Source organism: Saccharospirillum sp., from assembly GCF_040881935.1.
Lineage (GTDB): Bacteria > Pseudomonadota > Gammaproteobacteria > Pseudomonadales > Natronospirillaceae > Saccharospirillum.
Map to the genome: position 1 here is coordinate 1 of NZ_JBBECH010000050.1, position 22,447 is coordinate 22,447.

The 22,447-nt window shown below is 56.2% G+C and carries 15 protein-coding genes; 3 read left to right on the forward strand and 12 right to left on the reverse strand.

Annotation, left to right across the window (positions count from 1 at the left end):
• Positions 1-319 precede the first annotated feature (319 nt).
• Positions 320-892: an ACP phosphodiesterase gene (locus WEB54_RS08065; protein WP_368054886.1), complete on the forward strand. Its 573-nt coding sequence runs from the start codon at positions 320-322 to the stop codon at positions 890-892.
• Between the two features lie 145 nt (positions 893-1,037).
• On the opposite strand, the gene WEB54_RS08070 is transcribed toward WEB54_RS08065, so the two are convergent.
• The 10 genes from WEB54_RS08070 to WEB54_RS08115 form a co-directional block, all read right to left on the reverse strand.
• Positions 1,038-2,456: an FAD-dependent oxidoreductase gene (locus WEB54_RS08070; protein WP_368054888.1), complete on the reverse strand. Its 1,419-nt coding sequence runs from the start codon at positions 2,454-2,456 to the stop codon at positions 1,038-1,040.
• A 17-nt stretch (positions 2,457-2,473) separates the two neighbouring features.
• Entirely contained in the window at positions 2,474-6,973 is a 4,500-nt protein-coding gene (gene gltB, locus WEB54_RS08075; protein WP_368054890.1) for a glutamate synthase large subunit, read from the reverse strand.
• 294 nt (positions 6,974-7,267) lie between these two features.
• Complete coding sequence (locus WEB54_RS08080; RefSeq protein ID WP_368054892.1) at positions 7,268-8,752, reverse strand: SPOR domain-containing protein; 1,485 nt, start codon at positions 8,750-8,752, stop codon at positions 7,268-7,270.
• Positions 8,753-8,832: 80 nt separating this feature from the next.
• Complete coding sequence (gene aroB, locus WEB54_RS08085) at positions 8,833-9,924, reverse strand: 3-dehydroquinate synthase (protein WP_368054894.1); 1,092 nt, start codon at positions 9,922-9,924, stop codon at positions 8,833-8,835.
• Entirely contained in the window at positions 9,908-10,447 is a 540-nt protein-coding gene (gene aroK / locus WEB54_RS08090; RefSeq protein ID WP_368054896.1) for a shikimate kinase AroK, read from the reverse strand. Before aroK ends, aroB begins: the two co-directional genes overlap by 17 nt.
• Before the next feature lie 9 nt (positions 10,448-10,456).
• Positions 10,457-12,661 carry a type IV pilus secretin PilQ gene (locus WEB54_RS08095; RefSeq protein ID WP_368054898.1) on the reverse strand — a complete coding sequence of 735 codons (2,205 nt, stop codon included), beginning with the start codon at positions 12,659-12,661 and terminating at the stop codon, positions 10,457-10,459.
• A gap of 27 nt (positions 12,662-12,688) precedes the next feature.
• Positions 12,689-13,231 (reverse strand): pilus assembly protein PilP, encoded by a 543-nt coding sequence (locus WEB54_RS08100; protein ID WP_368054900.1) that lies wholly within the window; start codon positions 13,229-13,231, stop codon positions 12,689-12,691.
• Complete coding sequence (locus WEB54_RS08105) at positions 13,228-13,872, reverse strand: type 4a pilus biogenesis protein PilO (protein ID WP_368054902.1); 645 nt, start codon at positions 13,870-13,872, stop codon at positions 13,228-13,230. Before WEB54_RS08105 ends, WEB54_RS08100 begins: the two co-directional genes overlap by 4 nt.
• Positions 13,869-14,432, reverse strand: coding sequence for a PilN domain-containing protein (locus WEB54_RS08110; RefSeq protein ID WP_368054904.1), 564 nt, complete (start codon positions 14,430-14,432; stop codon positions 13,869-13,871). Before WEB54_RS08110 ends, WEB54_RS08105 begins: the two co-directional genes overlap by 4 nt.
• On the reverse strand, positions 14,419-15,495 hold the full coding sequence (locus WEB54_RS08115; RefSeq protein ID WP_368054906.1) for a pilus assembly protein PilM: 1,077 nt from the start codon (positions 15,493-15,495) through the stop codon (positions 14,419-14,421). The genes WEB54_RS08110 and WEB54_RS08115 overlap by 14 nt, the downstream gene beginning before the upstream one ends.
• A 168-nt stretch (positions 15,496-15,663) precedes the next feature.
• Here WEB54_RS08115 and WEB54_RS08120 point away from each other — a divergent pair, with 168 nt between their 5' ends.
• A complete protein-coding gene (locus tag WEB54_RS08120) occupies positions 15,664-18,210 on the forward strand; it encodes a penicillin-binding protein 1A (protein ID WP_368054908.1) in 2,547 nt (848 codons plus the stop codon).
• Between the two features lie 86 nt (positions 18,211-18,296).
• Here the strand turns inward: WEB54_RS08120 and WEB54_RS08125 are convergent, their stop codons facing one another.
• Positions 18,297-19,544, reverse strand: a complete 1,248-nt coding sequence (locus WEB54_RS08125; RefSeq protein WP_368054910.1) for a malic enzyme-like NAD(P)-binding protein — start codon at positions 19,542-19,544, stop codon at positions 18,297-18,299.
• A 220-nt stretch (positions 19,545-19,764) separates the two neighbouring features.
• A complete protein-coding gene (rpmE, locus tag WEB54_RS08130) occupies positions 19,765-19,980 on the reverse strand; it encodes a 50S ribosomal protein L31 (protein WP_028671161.1) in 216 nt (71 codons plus the stop codon).
• 178 nt (positions 19,981-20,158) lie between these two features.
• Here rpmE and WEB54_RS08135 point away from each other — a divergent pair, with 178 nt between their 5' ends.
• Positions 20,159-22,363 carry a primosomal protein N' gene (locus tag WEB54_RS08135; RefSeq protein ID WP_368054912.1) on the forward strand — a complete coding sequence of 735 codons (2,205 nt, stop codon included), beginning with the start codon at positions 20,159-20,161 and terminating at the stop codon, positions 22,361-22,363.
• Positions 22,364-22,447: the final 84 nt, after the last annotated feature.

Below are 22,447 nucleotides of genomic sequence, written 5' to 3' on the forward strand. Positions count from 1 at the left end.
GTCGAAAAAGTGCGCGCATTATACGCATAGCCACCCTCACTGACGAATTCGTTGGGCAAAGAGAGAGTGGTACACTGATGACATAAGCTGGCAATTCGCGGCTTTCCTGGCGCACCTGGCAAAGGTTCTTTAGAGCCAGGAGCCCGTGCCAGTCACCGGGTATGCCTCTCCGGGGTCGGCGTGAATCCGTCCATGGAGCCTAGACCGCAGCATCCATGCTGCGAACTTCCCCGGATAGGCATACCCAGCCACTAGCACTCAGTTGGTGGCGAACCCCAAACTTGAGCCCTTAACGGCTAAACCTGACTCAGGAGCCCGCGTGAATTATCTAGGCCACTGGCTGTTCTCAGACCCAACCCCCGACGCCCTGATCGGCTCACTCTGGCCCGACTTTGCACGCCGCCCGGACCCGAACACAGTGTCAGAGGACTTCCTGATTCATTTTGACCGCCACCAGAAAATCGACAAACTGACCGACACCACTCCCTTACTGGCACCGCTGCGCGTCGCTCTGCGTCCAAAATTACGCAAAACCACGCCCATTGTTGTGGATATGTTGATTGATCATCATCTGGCCAGTAGCTGGTCCGATTACCACGCGGAACCGCTGCCCAAGTTCACTCAAGAGCGCTATGCTATCGCAAACCAGTTCAAGGCATTGCCCCTACCAGAACGAATGGAAAAAACACTTTATTTTATGCAGAGGGATGACTGGCTGACAGCCTATAGAGACCCTGCACGTTTAATCAAGGCATTGGCGGGAATGTCCAGACGGATTCGCTTCGAGGATTCGATGGAAAAGTTTGGATTTGAAGCGATTGGCGCCGCACAAAAATACCGGCAGCTAATCGCTAACTACCTAAACTCTATAAAAACGAATTTCCCTCTATAAGGTTATCCCTTATCCCAAAACCAGCTTACTGATAGCTCTTGGAATGCTGCCTTGTGAGAACCACCTTGGGTCGAACTTCAACTGTTTTGGTTGGCTGAATTAAAAACGGCGTAAAACGCCGTTTTTTCCAGATTTAAGACTCAGGTCACACTTCGAGGTAATCCAGAATCCCCTCTGCTGCCTTGCGTCCCTCATAAATAGCGGTTACTACCAGGTCTGAGCCGCGAACCATGTCGCCACCGGCGAAGATCTTCTCATGACTGGTCTGGAACGGATATTCCTGGTGTTCTGCGGCACTAACCCTTTGCCAGTCGTCCAGTTTGATGTTATTGGGCTCGAACCAGTCGGCCGGGCTGGGTTGAAAGCCGAAGGCGACGATCACGGCGTCTGCGGGTAATATTTCTTCCGAGCCAGGTATCACTTCCGGGCGGCGGCGGCCGTTTTCATCCGGTTCGCCCAGCTTGGTGGTTACCAGCTTGATGCCTTCCACTTTATCTTCGCCGACGATTTCAACCGGCTGACGGTTGAACAGGAATTCAACCCCCTCTTCCTTGGCGTTGGCGACTTCACGGCGCGAGCCCGGCATGTTGGCCTCGTCGCGGCGATAGGCGCACATTACCTTGGAGGCCTGCTGGCGAACCGAGGTGCGGTTACAATCCATGGCGGTGTCGCCACCACCGAGCACTACGACCCGTTTGCCTTCCAGGTTGATGAAGTCCGCCGGGTCTTTTTCCCAGCCTTTGGTGTGGTTGACGTTCGAGATCAGGAACGGCAGCGCTTCGTGCACGCCATCCAGATCTTCACCGGGGAAACCGCCTTTCATGTATTTGTAGGTACCCATGCCCATAAAAACGGCATCGTAGTCGGCCAGAAGCTGTTCGAAGTCGATATCGACGCCGATTTCGGTATTCAGGCGGAATTCGATGCCCATGTCTTCAAAGACGTCACGGCGCTTGGCCATGATCGACTTTTCCAGTTTGAATTCCGGGATACCGAAGGTCAGCAAACCGCCGATTTCGGGGTATTTGTCGAAGACCACGGCTTTTACGCCGTTGCGTGCCAGCACGTCGGCACAACCGAGGCCGGCCGGGCCGGCGCCAATAACAGCGACTTTTTTGCTGGTTTGGGTAACTTTCGATAAATCGGGCTTCCAGCCCATGGCGAAGGCGGTGTCGGTGATGTATTTCTCGGCGTTGCCGATAGTCACCGCGCCGAAGCCGTCATTCAGGGTGCAGGCACCTTCGCAGAGACGATCCTGCGGGCAAACCCGGCCACACACTTCAGGCAGCGAGTTGGTTTGGTGGCACATTTCCACCGCTTCGAGCACGTTGCCCTCGCTCACCAGCTTCAGCCAGTTGGGAATGAAGTTATGCACCGGGCACTTCCATTCACAGTAAGGGTTACCGCATTCAAGGCAGCGGTGCGATTGCTCGGCCGCCTGCTTCTGACCAAAGGGCTCGTAAATCTCCACAAACTCGTGTTTGCGGGTGTGGATGTCTTTCTTGGCAGGCTCGCGACGGCCGACATCGATAAACTGAAAATCGTTGTTCAAACGCTGTGTCATAACCATTCTCCGTCGGATTACTCAGGGCGGGCCCGGGTGTTGGACAACAAATCGGACAGGCTGGCGGCCTTCGGCTTCACCAGCCAGAAACGGCTGACGTAGTCGTCGTAGTTATCCAGCAGCTCGGCGCCCCAGGCGCTCTTGGTGTCGTCAACGAAGCGACCAATCACACCAAAGAGGTGGTCCCGATAGGTTTCCATGCTCTCGGTGCCGATGCGGTGAATGTCCACCAGTTCGCGGTTGTACTTGTCCGGGAAGGTATTCTCCAGGTCGAGCACGTAGGCAAAACCACCGGTCATACCCGCGCCGAAGTTACCACCCACATACCCCAGAACCGCGACCATACCGCCGGTCATGTATTCACAGCAGTGGTCACCGGCGCCTTCGATCACCGCCACGGCACCGGAGTTGCGTACCGCAAAGCGTTCACCAGCTGAACCAGCTGCGAACAGGGTGCCGCCAGTCGCGCCATAGAGGCAGGTGTTGCCCATGATCGAGGTTTTCTGCGTCTCAAAGGCACTGCCTTTGGGTGGCCGGATGACGACTTTGCCACCGGTCATGCCTTTACCGACGTAATCGTTGGCATCGCCGTCGAGCACCAGGTTCAAACCACCCGCGTTCCACACGCCAAAACTCTGACCAGCAATGCCGGAGAGGTTCAGGGTGATCGGCCGGTCGCTCATGCCCTGGTTGCCGTAACGTTTGGCGATTTCACCCGAGGCGCGTGCGCCAATTGAGCGGTCGCAGTTGCCGATGTGGAACTCAAACTCACCACCGGTTTTGTTTTCGATGGCGGGCAGAATGGCGTCGAAAATCTCGCGCTGCTTGATGCCCTTGTCGAACGGCACGTTACGCTCTATTTCGCACTGCTGCGGCTTGTCGGCCGGTACCTGATCGCTGAACAGAATGTTCGACAGGTCGAGACAGTTTTGCTTGTCGGTCTGGCCCTTTTTGACGGTAATCAGATCGCTGCGACCGATAACCTCACCCAGACTGCGATAGCCGAGCATTGCCAGATGTTCACGCACTTCTTCGGCCACAAAGCGGAAATAGTTTTTCACCATTTCGACCGTGCCACGGAAATGCTGATCACGCAGGTGATCGTCCTGAGTCGCTACGCCGGTTGCACAGTTGTTCAGGTGGCATATACGCAAGTATTTGCAGCCCAGGGCGACCATGGGTGCAGTACCGAAGCCGTAGCTCTCAGCACCCAACAAGGCCGCTTTAATGACATCCAAGCCGGTTTTTAGGCCGCCATCCGTTTGTAGCCGGATCTTGCCGCGCAGGTCATTGCCACGCAGCGTCTGCTGCACTTCGGCCAGGCCCAGTTCCCAGGGGGAACCGGCATGCTTGATCGAGGTTAAAGGGCTGGCAGCGGTACCACCGTCGTACCCGGAAATGGTGATCAGGTCGGCATAGGCTTTTGCGACCCCGGCGGCAATGGTGCCGACGCCCGGCTCGGATACCAGCTTCACCGATACCAGTGCATCCGGGTTGATTTCCTTCAGGTCGAAAATCAGCTGTGCCAGGTCTTCAATGGAATAAATGTCGTGGTGCGGCGGCGGTGAAATTAGGGTCACGCCAGGCACTGAAAAGCGCAGCTCGGCAATCAACTTATTCACTTTGCCACCGGGCAGCTGGCCGCCCTCACCAGGCTTGGCGCCCTGGGCCACCTTGATCTGCAGTACGTCAGCACTCATCAGGTACGCCGGTGTTACGCCGAAACGCCCTGAAGCGACCTGCTTGATCTTGGAGCGCCGGTTGGTGCCGTATCGTTTTGGATCTTCACCACCCTCGCCCGAGTTACTGCGCCCACCCAGTTCGTTCATGGCAATGGCCAGGGCCTCGTGCGCTTCCGGTGACAGGGCGCCGAGCGACATGGCGGCTGAGTCAAAGCGCTTGAACAGGGCTTCGGCCGGTTCCACTTCAGACATCGGAATCGCCTTGCGATCTGACGTCAGCTCAAAGAGGTCGCGAATGGTTGCCACCGGGCGGCTGTTTACGTAGTTGGCGTAGTCGCGGTAGCGGGACTCATCTCCGTTCTGTACCGCATCTTGCAAGCTGGTCACCACATCCGGGTTATAGCCGTGGTATTCGCCACCGTGAACATACTTCAGGTAACCACCCTGCTGGATTGACTTGCGCGGTTTCCAGGCGGTTTTGCCCAGCGCCTGCAGCTCTTCATGGAAGTGTCTGAACCCCGCACCCTGGATGCGACTGGGCACACCTTTGAAACACAGGTTGACCACTTCATCGGCCAGGCCCACGGCTTCAAACAACTGCGCACCGCGGTAGGAGGCAATGGTGGAGATGCCCATTTTGGACATGATTTTGAACAGGCCCTTGTTAACGCCCTTGCGGTAGTTCTTGTGCAACTGGCGCGGGTCTCCCTGCAATTCGTTGGTGCGAATCATGTCGTCCAGCACTTCGTACACCAGGTACGGATACACCGCTGTGGCACCAAAGCCGATGGCCACGGCAATCTGGTGCGGGTCACGAATGGCGCCGGTATCGAGCACGATGTTGGTATCGCAGCGCAAGCCCTGATCAACCAGGTAATGATGCACAGCGCCGGTGGCCATCACCGCCGGAATGACCAGTTGGCCTGCCTTTAGATCACGATCTGAAAGCACGACGATCTTGACGCCTTCGCGACTGGCTTCAGCAGCCGTTTTGCAAAGCCGATCCAGCGCTTGCTCCAGATCACCGTCAGCAGGGTACGCCAATGGCAACACCTGGTGACGAAACTCCGGTGCTTCCTGGTGCAGGAAATTCTGGAACTTCAGCGGTGACAGTACCGGTGACGTCAGAATCAGGCGCTTGGCGTGATCCGCCGTGGGTTCAAACAGGTTGCGCTCCGGCCCGAGACAGGTCTCCAGAGACATGACCACCGCTTCGCGCAAGGGGTCGATCGGTGGGTTGGTGACCTGGGCAAACTGCTGTCGAAAATAGTCGGTCACCGGACGAATGTGCTGTGACAACACCGCCATGGGGGTATCGTCGCCCATTGAACCGACGGCCTCCTGGCCACTTTCGGCCAGCGGGCGCAGCACCTGATCGCGCTCTTCGAAAGAGACCTGGAACATTTTCTGGTAGGCCAACAACTGCTCCGGTGACAGCGACGAGCCGTCTACTTCCTCGGCCAGTTCCAGCTTGCTGCGCAGTCGCACAGCGTTGTTTTTCAGCCAGTCTTTGTAAGGGTGAGTCTTTTTCAGCCGGTTATCGATTTCTTCGGTTTGCAGGAATTCACCGGTGTGGGTATCCACAGCGACAATACGGCCAGGCCCAACCCGGCCTTTGGCTACCACATCTTCCGGCTTGTATTGGAAGGTGCCGATTTCAGACGCCAGTGTAATAAAGCCGTTCTTGGTGATCACCCAACGTGCCGGGCGCAAGCCGTTGCGGTCGAGCATGCAAACGGCGTAACGGCCGTCGGTCAGCACGATACCGGCCGGGCCATCCCAGGGTTCCATGTGCATGGAATTGAACTCATAGAAGGCTTTCAGCTCACCGTCGATGTTTTCGACGTTATGCCAGGCGGGCGGAATCATGGTGCGGCAGGCGCGGAACAGATCCATACCACCGAGCAGCATCAGCTCGAGCATGTTATCCATGCTGGAGGAGTCGGAGCCGGTGGTATTGACCACTGGCTGCAGCTCTTCCAGATTCGGCAGATGCGGGGATTCGAACTTACTTGCCCGGGCCCGGGCCCAGTTCCGGTTACCCTGAATGGTGTTGATCTCGCCGTTGTGCGCCAGCAGGCGAAACGGCTGGGCCAGCGGCCATTTGGGCATGGTGTTGGTGGAGAAACGCTGGTGAAACACGCAAATACCGGTTTCCAGCGTTTCGCTGGCCAGATCCAGATAAAAGCGTGGCAGGTCTTCCGGCATGACCAGGCCTTTATAAGACAGTACCGTATCGGACAGTGAGCAGATGTAGAATTCATCATCATCCTGCATGGCCAGCTCCGCCTTGCGGCGTGCACTGTAGAGCTTTACCGCCAGACCTTCCGGCGACGCTGCTTTGATGAAAACCTGCTCGATCACTGGCAGGCATTCCAGTGCCATTGGGCCACACACCCGGGTATCAGTCGGCACAGTGCGCCAGCCGACCAGTTCCAGCCCCTCATTGCCCAGCGCGGTTTCCAGAGCGGTACGACCAGACGCCGCCTTGGCTTCATCGACGTTCAGGAAGATCATGCCTACGGCGTAATGGTCGCCGAGCTCGGCCTGAAACAGCGTATCGGCCTGCTCACGGACAAAGGCATCGGGCATTTGCAGCAGCAAGCCGCAACCATCGCCGGTTTTACCATCGGCCGCGATGCCACCCCGGTGCGTCATACAGGTCAGCGACTCGATGGCGGTTTGCAGCAATTCGTGGCTGGCCTGGCCCTGCATATGGGCGATGAGACCGAAACCGCAGTTATCGCGGAATTCATCAGGCTGATAGAGACCTGTGGGGCGATCGAGATTGTCCGGCAGTTGATGACTGCCTGAACGGTGGAGACCCTGTTTCATAGTGACTCTCTTTTTATCTGGGGAAGACCGGTAGCCACAGGCAGAAGGACACCAGATGTCCTGCGCCATCACGGTTGGCAGCTACGGCCTTCTTACTGATCTGCTCAGGAAGGGTTGCCTGACTTGCCTGCATCCGGTTCACACATTGTGCTCCGGCAAGCGTCCAAACAACCTCATGAACGACTGATTCTGCGGCTGAGTCTACTGAGCAAAAGCCAGTTCACAAATCATAACGGTATAATATGAGGGTAAATTAGTCGCTTCCCTGAAAGAAGCGACTCAAAGAATGAAACATTAATTAGCGGGCATTACTGATGCTTTTAAGTCGGCTATATTTCTGGCCCAGGGGGACTGGCCAGAAAAGTCATCGGGCAGGTTGGCAATATCCGCCCGAGCGGTCGCCGAATCCGGGTACAACCCGTAGACCAGCACATGCCAGGGCCTGCCAGACAGTTGCGTGGTTAGAATGGCAAACTGCTCCGGATCAGTCTGTTCGTCAATCAGACGCTCGACCGCAGCGCGATTACGAACGCCCAGCAATTGCAGGGAATACTGACCGTCGTTCGCTTCAGCCAGCCAACCCGGAAGTGAAGCGTCGGTCGATGCCAGGGCTACCGGTGTTACAGGTTCGGGGGCCGGTTCAGGCTCAGCCGGTTCAGCAGCCGCAGCGGCTTCACTCACTTCAGCCACGGCGGGTGGTTCTGCTACCGGTTCAGGGGGAGGTCCGGATGATACTTCGGGCGCGGTATTCACATCGATGGAATCGGTAGGGGTTGAATCCTGCTGACGCGCTTCAACCCGTGCAACTGCCTCCGCCAGACGTTGCTGCACCTCGGAATTCGGCGCGGCCACGTCAGGGGCAGCCACAGCAGCTTCAGGTGAAGCTTCATCACCGCCCCGGCTGTAAAGAAAGACCAAAACCAGCAGAGTTACTACGGCAGAGCCAGCAAAAACATGGGTCAGCGGGAAACCCTGGCGACGTTCGGTGGTTTTAAAGGTACCGGCAATCAGGTAGTCACTCACGACCTGATTCAGATACCCAGGCAAGCCATGCGCCAGGTCGTTAAGGCGAGCAATGTCGCGGGCTTCTATCGGAACACCATTAAGTTGCCCGGCAGCCGCAAAACGATCGCGCAAATACCCCACTGCGTCGGCCTCAGTATAGGGTTCGAGCATTAGAACAAACCAGAGCTCATCGTTACCCGCTTGCTCGATCGCGGTGGCCGACTCGGCTAACCACAACTGGCGCATACGCAGATCAGGCTGAGTGGCCAGCGCATGCAATGACTGCACCCAGGACTGTACTTCACCGCTCCAGCGATCAGCATGCTCAACAATCAACAGGAAATTCTCGCCATCCGCCGTGCGCTGGGCAATGGCATCGGCAATGTTACGAAACAGGGAGGCGGTATCAGAATCGACGCGTAAACCCAGCCCGAGCTGGCCGATCAGTTCACGGCAAATGGCATCAAGCTGGCTGGCGCTACCCGCATCCAGCCAGGCGACGCGCCACTCATCGTCAAAGCGTTGCAACACTTCACGCGCCAAATGGCGTTTGCCACCTTCGGCCGGGGCCATCAATAAACAATCCTGAGGGCTGAAGGTCAACAGGTGCTTGAGTTGTTCGACGGTGTCGGAGCGTTCAGCGACACCGCTGAACACAGCAGCATCGACATCCTCACCGAAAGGATTTCGCGCCAACCCATAATAGTCGAGCATGCGCTGGGTTTGATCGGGTATATCCTGCATAGAGAGTACCGGTTCTGAACGTTCTTTCATTAAACCGACTCACTTCAGCACTGTCCAGCGACTTTGTAAAGCCAGAACCGGAGTGCTTGTTTAACCCCGACCGGCAACCGTCAACCGGCGCTGGCGCACGCCTGCTCTAGCGTTTCGGCCAACACGTGCGCGGCGAAGTCCCCGGTCACAACCGCCTGACCCAGCCCTGTCAGCAAGACCAGACGAAGCTGACCTGCTTCAACTTTTTTATCGCGTGCCATGTGCTTCATAAAAGAAGCCGGCGTCATTTTCCCCGGTACCTTGACTGGTAAACCAGCCTGGCGGATCAACGCCAATGCACGGCCGACAACACCGGCCTCCAGCCAACCCAATCGCAAACTCATTGCGCAAGCCAGTGCCATGCCAGTGCCAACCGCCTCACCGTGCAACCAGGTGCCGTACCCCATTTCAGCTTCAATGGCATGACCAAAGGTATGCCCAAGATTCAGTGTCGCCCGCACACCCTGCTCGGTTTCATCCGCCGCCACAATACGGGCTTTTGCCGCGCAGGAGCGGTATATCGCTTCGCTGATAGCGTCGGCATCATTGGCCATCAGCTCCGGCATGGTTTGCTCGAGCCAGATGAAGAAGTCGGCATCGCCGATCAGGCCGTACTTGATCACCTCGGCCAGCCCGGCCGACAATTCCCGGGGTGGTAATGAACCAAGGACCGTCGGGTCAATCAGCACGGCCGTAGGCTGCTTAAAGGCACCAATCATATTCTTCCCCAGAGGATGATTGATACCGGTCTTCCCCCCAACGGATGAATCAACCTGGGATAACAAAGTCGTAGGTACCTGAACGAACTCGACGCCACGCTGATAAGTGGCAGCGGCAAAGCCAGTCATATCGCCGATCACACCGCCACCAAGCGCTACTAACACCACCTTGCGACTGAGGTTATTCTGCAGCAGAAAATCGTAGATTCGGGTCAGGGTATCCTGGTTTTTGTGGGCTTCACCGTCGGGCAAGATCAGTGACAAAAGGCGTCGGCCAGGTTTTACCAGACCAGCTTCAACCGTTTCAAGATACAACGGTGCTACGACATCGTTGGTAACAATCACCACTTCGGAGTGGGGCACACAATCGTCCCAGACAGAAGCATCACGCAAACAGTCTGGCCGAATCAGAATCGGGTAACTGCGGTCACCCAGCTCAACGGTTAGTTTCATAGGCGGTATCCAGTGCTTTCAATTGACGAAGGATATCACGCACCACAGATCGCGTGCTGTGGCCATTGGTGTCTACCATGATGTGCGCGGTCGCTTCGTACAGTGGGTTGCGCAACTGCGCCATTTGTTTAAGTATTTGACGAGGGTTGGCGTTTTGCAACAAAGGACGATTTCTATCTTTGGCGGTACGGACAAGTTGCTGGGCTACCGACGTTTTCAGGTACACCACGACACCAGCCGAGCGCAATAACGACCGGTTCTGCTCTCTCAGAATAGCGCCGCCACCGGTCGCCAGAACCTGAGGTGGCTCCTTAACCAGATCGGCCAAGACCTGGCTTTCACGATCGCGAAAGCCAGACTCCCCTTCCAGATCAAAAATCCAGGGAATGTTGGCACCGGAGCGCTCTTCGATCTCTTTGTCGGAATCGACAAAAGCGAGTCTCAGCTGCTCAGACAGCAAACGGCCGATGGTGCTTTTTCCAGCGCCCATCGGCCCGATTAAAATGACTCTTCCAGACGACATCAATTCACATCAGTTAGCGGCCAATCCTTCTTGCACCAGCTTTGGCGTAATAAAGATCAACAATTCCGTTTTTTCCTCAGACGAACTGGTCCGCCTGAACAGGGTACCAAGGACTGGCAAGTCACCGAGCAAGGGTGTTTTATCGATGGTCGTTACGCTCTCTGTCCGGTAAACGCCACCCAGCACCAGCGTATCGCCGTTGTTTACCAGAACCTGAGTCGTTACCGAGTTGGTGTCGATGGCATTACCACCGGCCGCCAGAGAATCCTGGGTGACCACAAGGTCCAGAATGACCCTGTTATCCGGGGTAATCTGAGGCGTCACCCGAAGTGACAAACCGGCGTCCCGGAAAATAGTCTCGCCCTCGACCCCCTGAAACGGGATCGACTGACCGGAAATAATGTAGGCTTCCTGGCCATCGGAGGTCACGATCTTCGGTTGTGACACCACCTCCGCAGAACCCCGGGTTTCCAGTGCCGACAACTCGAGGTCGAGCGCGTAGTCAAACGCGGTTACACCAATGGCAAAGGAACTGGCATTACCACCGGCGGGCAGGTTGACCGCAAGCGCGTCTGGGTAAGACTGAGTATAGGAAGTACCGTCAGAGTTAAACAGATCACTGCTAATACTGCTAGTGGAATCCAGCGAGCCGGAGGCGACTACGGGTGGGAAATTTCCGCCTGAGTTCACGTTGCCACCCCAGCGAATACCCAGTTCTTTACCGACGGAAGTACGGGCTGCAACGATACGAGCCTCAATCAACACCTGCCGAACAGGTCGGTCAAATATTTCTATCGCTTCCCGAATACGATCGAGGTTATTGGCCGTGTCCCGGATGATCAGCGTATTGGTCCGCGTATCCGCTGAAGCAGACCCTCTACTGGAAAGGAAGCCGGACGCAGAAGACGCCTGGGTAGTTTGCGTACCCTCTGCTGTAGTAACCTCAGTACCTGCCCCCGCGCCGCCAGCGCCGGTCTGCAGCACATTGAGAATATCAGCTGCTTTGGCGTAATTGATCTGTACAAACTCGGTGACCAGAGGCGCCAGTTGCTCGATCTGTTGTTGAGACTCCAGCTCCAGACGTTCACGCTCAGCTATTTCCTGCGCCGGGCCGACCAGCAAGACGTTTCCGGTTTGACGTTTGTCCAGCCCCTTGGTTTTCAGGACCAGATCCAACGCCTGATCCCAGGGGACATTTTGCAACCGCAGGGTGATGTTTCCGGAAATTGAGTCGGATGCAACAAGGTTCAGGCCAACATAGTCTGCAATCAACTGCAGTACGTTGCGCACTTCAATGTCCTGAAAGCTCAATGACAATCGCTCGCCACTGTAGGGAAATTGCGCTTCCTGCCGCGCCTGAGCCTCAGCTGGCGTTACGGTCTGGACCTCTATGGTCATCCGGTTATCGGTCTGGTAGGCGAGGTAATCAAAAGCGCCGTCCAGCTCCAATTCCACGATACCATTCTGATCTTCACGATACACATTGATGTAGTGAACTGAGGTTGCAAAATCAATGACATCCAGGCGACGACGCAATTCCCTCGGGATGTCAAAATCTTCCAATTCAACGACAATAGAACCGCCGCGCTCAATAATGTCGGTACGGGCGTTGTTGTTTGAAAACTCGAGTATCACCTGGCCGGCACCCCCTTCAGAGCGCCTGAAATCGACATTAACCAGCTCAGACTGTTCACTGTTAGACGCTTGGGTCGACTGGGAGTTCGATGAGCGGCTGGCACTGGACGAAGGCTGGGCACTTGCTACAGGTGTAGCTGCCGACGGCGCAACACGGCCACTCTGGTTTACTGCAGACCCCAAAACATTCTCGGCTCCCTCGCCCACTACAATTTGAACGGTATTGCCCGACACAGCCGTGGCGTAAGGAACCAGAGAAGACAAACTCAATACGATCCGGGTACGTCCTCCCGAAGATACAATAGCCGCATTGCGGGTATTCCCCGTTCCGATCTGGACATAGCGGTTATCCAGCAAGCTGTCGGTATCACGGAAATCCAGCGAAATTCTCGCCGGATTCTCGATGCTGTAACCCACAGGCGTCGGAGCCGGGCCGTCGAACGTCAATTCCAACTGAGTCCGATCGCCCGACAGTGCCTGCGCCTGAAAGTCCGTTAGTGATACAGCCAGAGCGCTGCTGCACCAGGCCATCAAGACCAGCGGTAACGTGTACTTCTTTAATGCGTTTATCAAATTCATTGGTTTCACCTTATCGCTCTCCCAGCCTTAATTGTCGAGACTCGAGAGAACTATAGCCCTGGGTCGCTCCACCCAGCTGTCCTGACCCGACGGCACAATTTCGATTAAATCTATCTGTGATTCGCTGATGCTGATAATTTCGCCATGATTGCGACCCATATAGTTACCAACCTGAACCCGGTGAATCTCACCGTCACCGTCACGGATCAACCCCCATAGACCTCCATCCTGCAGCCCGGCTAACGTTCCCACCATGGCTAAATTCTCTACCCGGTAAGACTCCAGAAATTCAGGAACACGATCCGGGTCCGGGCGCACATTACTGCGCGGCTTTTCTGCCTCCTCTGTTTCCAGTTCTACAGGCCGGGGCATCTCAAAGGGAGAACGCTCACCACTGGCGGTATAGGAAACAAAATCAAAGGTCTTAAACTCAGGCGGAGGTGGAATACTGCCGCTCGGTCGGGCATCGATTTCTGCCACATAGTCACGCAGGTCGACGAGTGGGTCTTCCTGTACACACCCCGCCAATACGAGCCCGGACAGAACCATCAGAAATACACTGATTCTCACCGTGCACCTCCCGGGTTATAACGATAGGTTCGGGCACTGATGGTCATGCTCAGAGGCGACTCCATCTCTACATTGGCATTACCGCGGCGCTGCCGGTTTGCCGCAGTCATTGTAAAGTCATGCAGCGTTATGATCCGGGGGATGGCCGACATGGCGCTGACGAAAGTTCCCATCTCGTGATAGGTGCCGCGAACCTGGATCGCAATGGGGGTTTCAATATAAAACTCCCTGACGACATCGCTATTGGGCGTGACCCTATCTATCTCCAGACCACTTTGAGTACCGGTGGTGCTGATGTCATCCAACAGACCTGGCATTTCCGTTTCATCGGGCAACTGGCTCAGCAAAGCACCAAAAGAATCTTCCATTTCCACCAGTTGCGCCTTGAGTGAGTCAAGATTGGCAACCCGGAATGCTTTTAACTGATATTCCTCTTTCAGGTTTGGCTCCCGCGCGGTTTCTCGCTCTAGCTGAACGTAAGAGTCCTTGATCGCGAACCAGTAGAAGCCGAATACAATCAGGCCAGCCAGAATGACCAACATCAGCAGCTTGATACCCAAAGGCCAGGACCCCATATTTTCAAAATCGGGGTTGTTGTAATCAAAGCGGCGAAAGCCGTCAGCAAACTCCTTAAAAGTCATGATGCAGACTCCTTGTTCGGGTTTGCCCGTTCAACCCGGATACTAAAAGTGTTACCCACCACTTCCGCTCCGTCGGTGACCGACTGAACATTGATCAGAAAAGCTTTTTGGAACCAGGCTGAACGATCCAGATTCCGCAAAAAGTCCGATATGCTCAGTGGTCGGTCAGCGTTGCCGCTAATGTTGATCGTAGTCCCCTGGCTGGACATGGTATTGAAATACACACCTTCCGGGGTCGCTTTAACCATTTCATCAAATAAATGCACGATGATCGGCCGATCACCCTGAAGGCTCTGGATGACTTCCATCCGCTCTATCAGTTGCTCCCGTTGCTTGCGCAATGACTGAATTTCCACAATTTTTTTATCCAGGTCGCTGAGGCGCTGCTCCAGGAACGTATTGCGCTGGTTCTGAAAGGCAATTTGACCGGCCACTTGCTGATACCAAGTCCAGCCTGCAGCTCCCGCGGCAACTACAACCAACACCAGAACCAGAATAAAATTCTTCTGCAGTTCCTTGCGGCGTTCTTCACGCCAGGGCCTTAAATCAATATTTGCCACGTTCGAAGCTCCTCAATGCCAGACCACAGGCAATCATCAGTGCCGGGGCGTCATTGGTCAGATTGCTGGCATTTACTTTGTTCGACAGGGTCATACTGGCAAAGGGGTTCGCGACCATGGTGTTGGTCCCGATCTTTTCCTTGACCATCTGTGCCATTCCCGGGGTCGACGCGGTACCGCCCGACAACAAAATATAGTCGACATCGTTATAAGGGGACGCGGCAAAGAAAAATTGCAAGGATCGGGTAACCTGCTGAACGATGGCTTCCTTGAACGGCTCGAGTACTTCGCTGGCGTAATCATCCGGCAAGCCGCCCTGCTTTTTGGCAAGCCCGGCTTCCGCCTGGGTCATGCCATAGCGGCGCATGATCTCGTCGGTCAGTTGCTTGCCGCCGAACAACTGCTCGCGAGTGTAAATGGTTTGACCGTCGTTAAGCACGCTGAGCGTTGTCATAGTGTGACCTATGTCCACCACGGCGACGGTCAAACCATCTTCTGACGGTTCCAGCTCAGGGATAAGCAGCTGGAAAGCCCGCTCCAGAGAAAAGGCCTCCACATCGACCGCACGGGATTCCAGGCCTCCGAGTTCAAGGGCATCTTCCCTAAGCTCAACGTTTTCGCGCCGGCACGCGGCCAACAGCACATCGACCAGACCATCACCCTTTTCAGAGGGGCCAATGACATCGAAATCGATCGCTACTTCATCCAGTGGGTAGGGGATATACTGGTCTGCTTCTACCTGGATCTGGCTTTCCATTTCTTCATCCGACAACCCAGCCGCCATTTGAATCGACTTGGTAATCACAGAAGAGCCGGATACCGCAACCGCCGCCTGCTTCAGCTTAGAGCCCGACTTGGTAACAAGCTTGTTAATCGCTTCGCCCACCCCGTCAATGTCGTTGATATTTTTTTCAACAACGGCATTTTCAGGTAGAGGCTCGACAGCGTAAGCTTCTACTCGGTAGCCATTGGGCAATTGACTCAGCTCTATCAATTTGACGGAGGTGGAGCTGATGTCGATGCCCAACAGCTTTTTTTGCTTCTTTTTGAATAGCGAGGCCACGAATGTTTCCCTTGAACGACACGCACTTACGAACGTTTTATAGGTTTTACATTAAGTATTACATAACACAATAGACCAATCCGCAATGTATAAAAAGCATCATTTCTGCCTATAATGGCAGCCTTTTTCAGCGGTTTTCAGCTAACCCCTTCTTTTAATTGGGAAAACATGACGAATTTGGCCAAATCAGTACGCTTTATTCTGTGGGCATTCTTCTCTTTGGTTTGTGCCCTGGTTCTCATTTCAGCCAGTGTCTATCTGTATCTTAGCCCGTCGTTACCTGACGTACAGACTTTAAGGGACATTCAGCTGCAAACCCCCATGCGTGTCGTCAGCGCCGATAATGAGCTGATCGCCGAGTTTGGTGAGCAGCGTCGCAACCCGATACAGTTTGATGAAATCCCTCCATTGTTCGTCAAGGCGCTGATTGCCATTGAAGATCAGCACTTCGAAGATCATCTGGGGGTTGACCCGTCCGGGTTTACCCGGGCCGTGCTGACCGTGCTGATGACCGGTGAAACCGATGGCCCCGGGGGCTCGACCCTGACCCAGCAGGTGGCCCGTAACTTCTTCCTGACCCGCGATAAAACCATCACGCGCAAATTTACAGAGATTTTGCTCGCGTTTCAGATGGAGCGAGAGCTCAGCAAGCCGGAGATCTTCGAGCTTTACGCGAACAAGCATTTTTTGGGCTACCGCGCTTACGGCATTCAGGCGGCGGCCGATGTTTACTACGACCGCGACGTAAATGATCTGACGCTGCCCGAACTGGCAATGATTGCCGGACTGCATCAGGCTCCTTCGGCTGCCAATCCACTGATCAACCCGGATCGGGCAAAACGCCGGCGAAATATGGTGCTGGGACGCATGGCGGAACTCAACTACATCCCCCAAGCCACATACGAGGCCGCTCTGCAGGCGCCACTCACGGCAGGCTTCAGGGGCAGCCGCCCGCAAATTGAAGCGTCTTACCTGGCAGAGATGGTGCGCGACCATATGGTTCAGCAGTATGGCGAAGCCGCTTATACCGATGGCTACACCGTGCACACTACCCTGAACACACGTATGCAGGCTGCCGCCAATCAGGGCATTCGCCAGGCGCTGACCGATTACAGCCGCCGCCACGGTTACCACGGCCCGGAAGATCATTACGACGTGGAGGGCCTGACTGAAGAGGAAGCACTGACCCAATGGCGCGAACTGATCGACCGCACACCACGCTATGGCGGCTTAACACCCGCGGTAGTGACGGCCGCTACCGACGAAACCCTTCGGGTGATGCCGCGTGGCAGCGAACCTGTGGATATACCCCTGGCCCAACTGACATGGGCGCGGCCTTATATTACTGAAGACAGCATGGGCCCGGTGCCGGAAACGGCCGCCGATATCGCTGAACCGGGTGACTTGGTACGGGTCATTCAGGTCGACGGCCAGTGGCAACTGACGCAGGTGCCCTGGGCACAGGGCGCCCTAGTGTCGCTGGACCCAAACGACGGCAGTGTAAACGCTTTGGTCGGTGGGTTTGACTTCTTGCTGTCAAAGTACAACCGGGCAGTCCAGTCCAGCCGTCAGCCAGGGTCCGTTTTCAAACCCTTTGTCTACGCCGCGGCGCTGGACAAGGGCTTTACCCCGGCCACCATCGTCAACGATGCGCCCATTGTGCGGGCCGACTCCCTACTGGAAGATGTCTGGCGGCCACGCAATTCCGGTGATCGTTACCTGGGGCCAATTCCAATGCGCCAGGCGCTCTATCAGTCGCGCAACTTGTCAGGCATCCGCATTCTGGAAGACATAGGAGTTGATTATGCCCGCAGTTACGCCGAGCGATTTGGCTTTGATAAAGAACAACTGGCGCGCGACATGACTCTGGTACTGGGTAGCTCAGCGACCTCCCCCATGGATATTGCACGAGCTTATTCGGTGCTTGCCAATGGTGGATTTTTGATTGAGCCTTATTTTATCGACAGCATCACTGACGCGGATGGCAACATCATTTTCGATGCCAACCCCGCTGTCGTTTGTAAAAACTGCCCGGAAACACCCCGGCCTTTTGAACTGACAACAAGCGATGAACCAGCCCCGGACGAAGTAGCTACCGCCGCGGTCGATGTCGCCCCGATTGCACTGAACATCGAAGACGACGCAGCTACTGAAACCACAGTCGGACCACCCCAGCCCCGCTATGCTCCCCGGGTATTGTCGGAACAGACAGCCTACCTGATGGACTCTATGTTGAAAGACGTGGTGCGCCGGGGGACAGGACGCGTTGCCTACTCAGCCATGGAGCGTGACGATCTGGCTGGCAAGACGGGCACAACCAACAACGCCGTAGACGCCTGGTTCAGCGGCTACAACGGTGATGTAGTGACCGCAGCCTGGATTGGCTTTGACGATAACCGTGGCCTGGGTCAGGCGGAGTTTGGTGGTAAAGCCGCCTTACCCGCCTGGATCACCTTCATGCGAGTCGCGCTGGAAGGGCAGAGCAGCAATTCACTGTCGCAACCCGTGGGTATTGAGCGCATCCGGATCGACCCGGCGACCGGCTTGCTAGCGCGGCCCAACCAGTCCAATGCCGTGTTTGAAATATTCAAGGAAGGCACAGCACCGACCGAAGTCAGCCGGGAAGACGTCACCATCGACTTTTCATCGGGCAGCAATGGCGACGGCAATAATACCGACAACGAGGAAGCCATTACCCCGGAAATGCTGTTTTGATAGCCCAATAACATCAAATCAGACTCACAAAAAAAGGCCCCTTGAATTGGGGCCTTTTTCGTTTCAGCAAGCAGTCGCGCCCTGATCTATAGCTTGTATTCATCCGGCAGTGGCAGCCGGGCAACACCTGTTTCCACTGCGGCTCGGGCCACAGCACCGGCGACCCGGTTCAGCAGACGTGAATCCAGTGCCTTGGGAATGATGTAATTGCGCCCGAATGTCCATTGTTCGCCGCCGTACGCTGCCACCACTTCCGGCAACACCTCTTCACGGGCGAGTTCCTTGATCGCATAGGCCGCCGCCAGTTTCATCTCTTCGTTAATCGCCGTTGCACGCACGTCCAGCGCTCCACGGAACACAAAGGGAAAGCCCAGTACGTTGTTAACCTGGTTCGGATAGTCAGACCGACCGGTTGCCATGATCAGATCATCACGGGTGGCCAGCGCCAGCTCCGGTTTGATTTCAGGGTCCGGGTTGGCACAGGCGAAAACAATGGGCCTGGGTGCCATTCGCTTCAATTGCTCCACACTGAGCATGTCCGGGCCCGACAAACCCAGTAACATATCGGCCCCATCGATGGCATCGTCCAACGTACGCGCTTCGGTAACCGGATTGGCAAATTCGCGCTTGTATTGATTCAAGTCGTCGCGACCGGCGTGAATCACGCCTTTGCGGTCAATCATCAGCAGGTTTTCAAGGGGCAGGCCTGCCGAAACCAGCAAACGAGAGCAGGAAATGGCCGCTGCGCCAGCACCGAGAACAACCAGCTTGGCAGTAGTCAGCGATTTACCCTGGATCTCGAGAGCGTTGAGCATGCCGGCAACGGTTACAATGGCGGTACCGTGCTGATCGTCGTGGAAAACCGGCACCTTGCACTTTTCGATCAGCCGACGCTCAACCTCAAAGCACTCCGGTGCCTTGATGTCTTCCAGGTTGATGCCGCCGAAGGTTTCAGCCATCAGCGATACCGCCATAACGATTTCGTCAACATTCTCGGTGTCGAGCTCAATGTCGATGGAGTCGATGTTGGCAAAACGTTTGAACAGCAGGGCCTTGCCTTCCATCACCGGCTTACTGGCCAGTGAACCCAGGTTACCCAGGCCCAAAATGGCGGTACCGTTGGAGATAACCGCCACCAGGTTCCCTTTCATGGTGTATTTAAAGGCATTTTCCGGATCTTCGGCGATGGCACGCACCGGTTCAGCCACGCCCGGACTATACGCCAGGGAGAGGTGACGTGATGTTTCGGCGGGTGTGGTAATTTCGATACTGAGCTTACCCGGGCGGGGCATGGCGTGATATTCAAGCGCGTCGCGCTTTAACTCGTCTGACATGATCGGTGTCCATTCTTATTGTGAAGATAGGTAGGAAAGCCCACGAAGCATAACGAAGCGCTCCGGGTCGCTCAAGCAAACAAGCCAGAGGATAGTGCACGACAGTCTTGCTGACCATGCAAGAAATCTCTGAATACCGGCTTCATTAATGATCACCCACAAAAAAGCCCGGCAGCGCCAGGCTCTTTCATCGTAAAGCGCTCTACAGGAAAAGAGGGCCTTATTTGCCGATCTTGCGGGCTGAAAAACGCGACTTGAAGCGATCGATACGGCCGCCGGAGTCAACTATCTTCTGCTTACCGGTGTAAAACGGGTGGCAAGCCGAGCAAACGTCGAGGTGCATTTCACCGCCACGGGTAGAACGAGTCTTGATGACGTTACCGCAAGAGCAGTTCGCCGTCAGTTCCAGATAGTTCGGATGGATATCAGCTTTCATGGGTCACCTCTGTTGCGCCGCCACCCGGTCATGCTTGCCGGGCACCGCACTTTGACGAAAGAAACAGGTTCAGGGCACAATGCCTGTTCGTTGCTGTCTCCAGTAGTCACTGTCGACAAGCCGCTAGCAAGACCAATGCCCCAAAAATGGGAGCGCAATCATACCAGAGTCTGATCGATTGACAACCACTTCCAAACATCCGCTGCGCATCGCTGATATCGCCGTACCAGGCCCTTTCGCAGGCCCTTTAAGCTATCGCGTCGAGGCTGACCAGGCCCCGGTTCCGGGCAGCCGGTGCCTGGTGCCGCTACGGTCCCGTCAGGTGGTCGGTGTGGTTACCGGAGTCCGGCCCGCCGGTACAGATGACAGCGATACCCTAAAGAGCATCATTCAGGTTTTGGATGAGCAGCCATTGCTCAGCCCGGACGTGTTGCAACTGGCCCGCTGGGTAAGCCGTTACTACCTATATGACGCACATCCGGCTTACATGCTAGCCTTTCCCGCCACGTTGCGAGCCGGAGAAGCCGCCGAACTGAATGACGAGCCCCGGCTGGAACTGACCGTAGCGGGTGAACATCTGGATCCATACCAACTGAAAGGTCAGCGTCAGCGGGAGGCCCTGGCTGAATTGCAGTCCTTACATAAGAGCAGCCTGGCCTGCACACCAGCCCTGTTGCGCGCCCGGGGCGTGGAACGCGCCCACTGGAAGGGCCTGATCGACAAGCGATTACTCAAACAGCGGACAGCCGAGCTGAAACCGGCCACCCCCGAAGGCGCCCTGCGCCAGGAGGCCCTGACGCTAAACTCAGACCAAGCAGCAGCCCTGAAAGCCTTGCCGACAGAAGGCTTTAGCGTGCAATTGCTGGAAGGGGTAACCGGCAGCGGCAAAACCGAAGTTTATCTACAAGCCATGCAACGCACGCTGGCCCGGCGCAAACGCGTACTGGTGCTGGTACCGGAAATCGGCCTGACCCCTCAGACACTGGACCGGTTCCAGCAGCGTTTTCAGGACAGCCTGGTCGCACTGCACAGCGGCATGACCGACAAACAACGCAACAATGCCTGGTTGCGAGCCCGGGCCGGTGAGGCCAGCATCATTCTGGGAACCCGTTCGGCGGTGCTGACGCCGATTCCGGATCTGGGTCTGATCGTGGTCGATGAAGAGCACGATGCCTCTTATAAACAGCAAGACACCCTGCGCTATCACGCCCGGGATCTGGCGATCTACCGGGCCAGACTGTTGAACATTCCGGTCGTTCTGGGGTCTGCAACGCCCTCACTCGAATCCCTGCACAATGCCCGGCAAGGCCGGTACCTGCACCAAATACTGCAACAACGGGCCAGCGGCCAGCACCGGGCGCGCCTGGAAACCATCGACATGCGCCAGCAAAAGCATGAACACGGGGTATCCGAACGCTTACTGCATCGCGTGCGCGAGCATCTTAACGGTGGCAACCAGGTTCTGCTGTTTCTAAACCGCCGGGGTTACGCGCCGTCCTGGTTTTGCCGCCAGTGCGGCTGGATGTCCGACTGCCCATTCTGCGATGCCCGTTTGACCTACCACCGCGGCCGCCATCAGATGCTGTGCCACCATTGTGGCCACCAGGAAAGGCCGCAACAGCAATGCCCTGATTGCGGGTCCACCGACCTGACCCCGCTCGGTGCCGGTACCGAACGCGCCGAAGAAGCCCTGACTGCCTGGTTTCCGGACACCCCCATCATCCGCTTCGACCGGGATTCAGTCGCCAATGCACGCGACCTGGAGCAACAACTGGCCCGCGCCCATGCCGACGGACCGGCCATTCTGGTGGGCACCCAAATGCTGGCCAAGGGCCATCATTTCGAACGGGTAACCCTGGTCGGCATCATCGACATGGATGCTGGCCTGTTCAGTGCCGACTTTCGCGCCCGCGAACGCATGGGCCAGCTACTGGTACAGGTATCGGGACGTTCCGGGCGGGGCGAGCGGGCCGGTGAAGTGGTACTGCAAACCTACCACCCGGACCACCCCTTCTTCACCCCCTTGCTGATGCAGGACTATCCGACCTTTGCGACTCAACTGCTGGCTGAAAGGCAGCGTTCCGGCCTGCCGCCCTATGGCTTTCTGGCCTGCCTGCGCAGCGACAGCGCCTACCCACAACGAGCCGAGCAACTGCTCAAGGAAATGGCGACGCGGTTGCTGGCCGAAGCCGGCATTCGCGTCTTCGGCCCGTTACCAGCGCTGCTCTCACGCCGAGCCGGGAAGCACCGCTTTACCCTGCTGGTACAGAGCGACCATCGCAGCCGCCTACACTCGGCGCTCCAACCTCTGGTCGCTGACTACCCACGCCAACAACGCCACCTAACCTGGCACCTGGACATCGACCCCATTGACCTGATGTAATTTAAAGTTTCGGAGTTCGCGCCTGACCGAGTGCCGGGTACCGGGTGTACCTGTCCGGGGTAGTCCGCAACATGGATGTTGCGG

Excerpts from the sequence above, each read along its gene's own strand:
- WEB54_RS08070 (WP_368054888.1), bottom strand. The coding sequence starts at position 2,456 with ATGACACAGCGTTTGAACAACGATTTTCAGTTTATCGATGTCGGCCGT.
- gltB (WP_368054890.1), bottom strand. The coding sequence starts at position 6,973 with ATGAAACAGGGTCTCCACCGTTCAGGCAGTCATCAACTGCCGGACAAT.
- WEB54_RS08080 (WP_368054892.1), bottom strand. The coding sequence starts at position 8,752 with ATGAAAGAACGTTCAGAACCGGTACTCTCTATGCAGGATATACCCGAT.
- aroB (WP_368054894.1), bottom strand. The coding sequence starts at position 9,924 with ATGAAACTAACCGTTGAGCTGGGTGACCGCAGTTACCCGATTCTGATT.
- aroK (WP_368054896.1), bottom strand. The coding sequence starts at position 10,447 with ATGTCGTCTGGAAGAGTCATTTTAATCGGGCCGATGGGCGCTGGAAAA.
- WEB54_RS08095 (WP_368054898.1), bottom strand. The coding sequence starts at position 12,661 with ATGAATTTGATAAACGCATTAAAGAAGTACACGTTACCGCTGGTCTTG.
- WEB54_RS08105 (WP_368054902.1), bottom strand. The coding sequence starts at position 13,872 with ATGACTTTTAAGGAGTTTGCTGACGGCTTTCGCCGCTTTGATTACAAC.
- WEB54_RS08120 (WP_368054908.1), top strand. The coding sequence starts at position 15,664 with ATGACGAATTTGGCCAAATCAGTACGCTTTATTCTGTGGGCATTCTTC.
- WEB54_RS08125 (WP_368054910.1), bottom strand. The coding sequence starts at position 19,544 with ATGTCAGACGAGTTAAAGCGCGACGCGCTTGAATATCACGCCATGCCC.
- rpmE (WP_028671161.1), bottom strand. The coding sequence starts at position 19,980 with ATGAAAGCTGATATCCATCCGAACTATCTGGAACTGACGGCGAACTGC.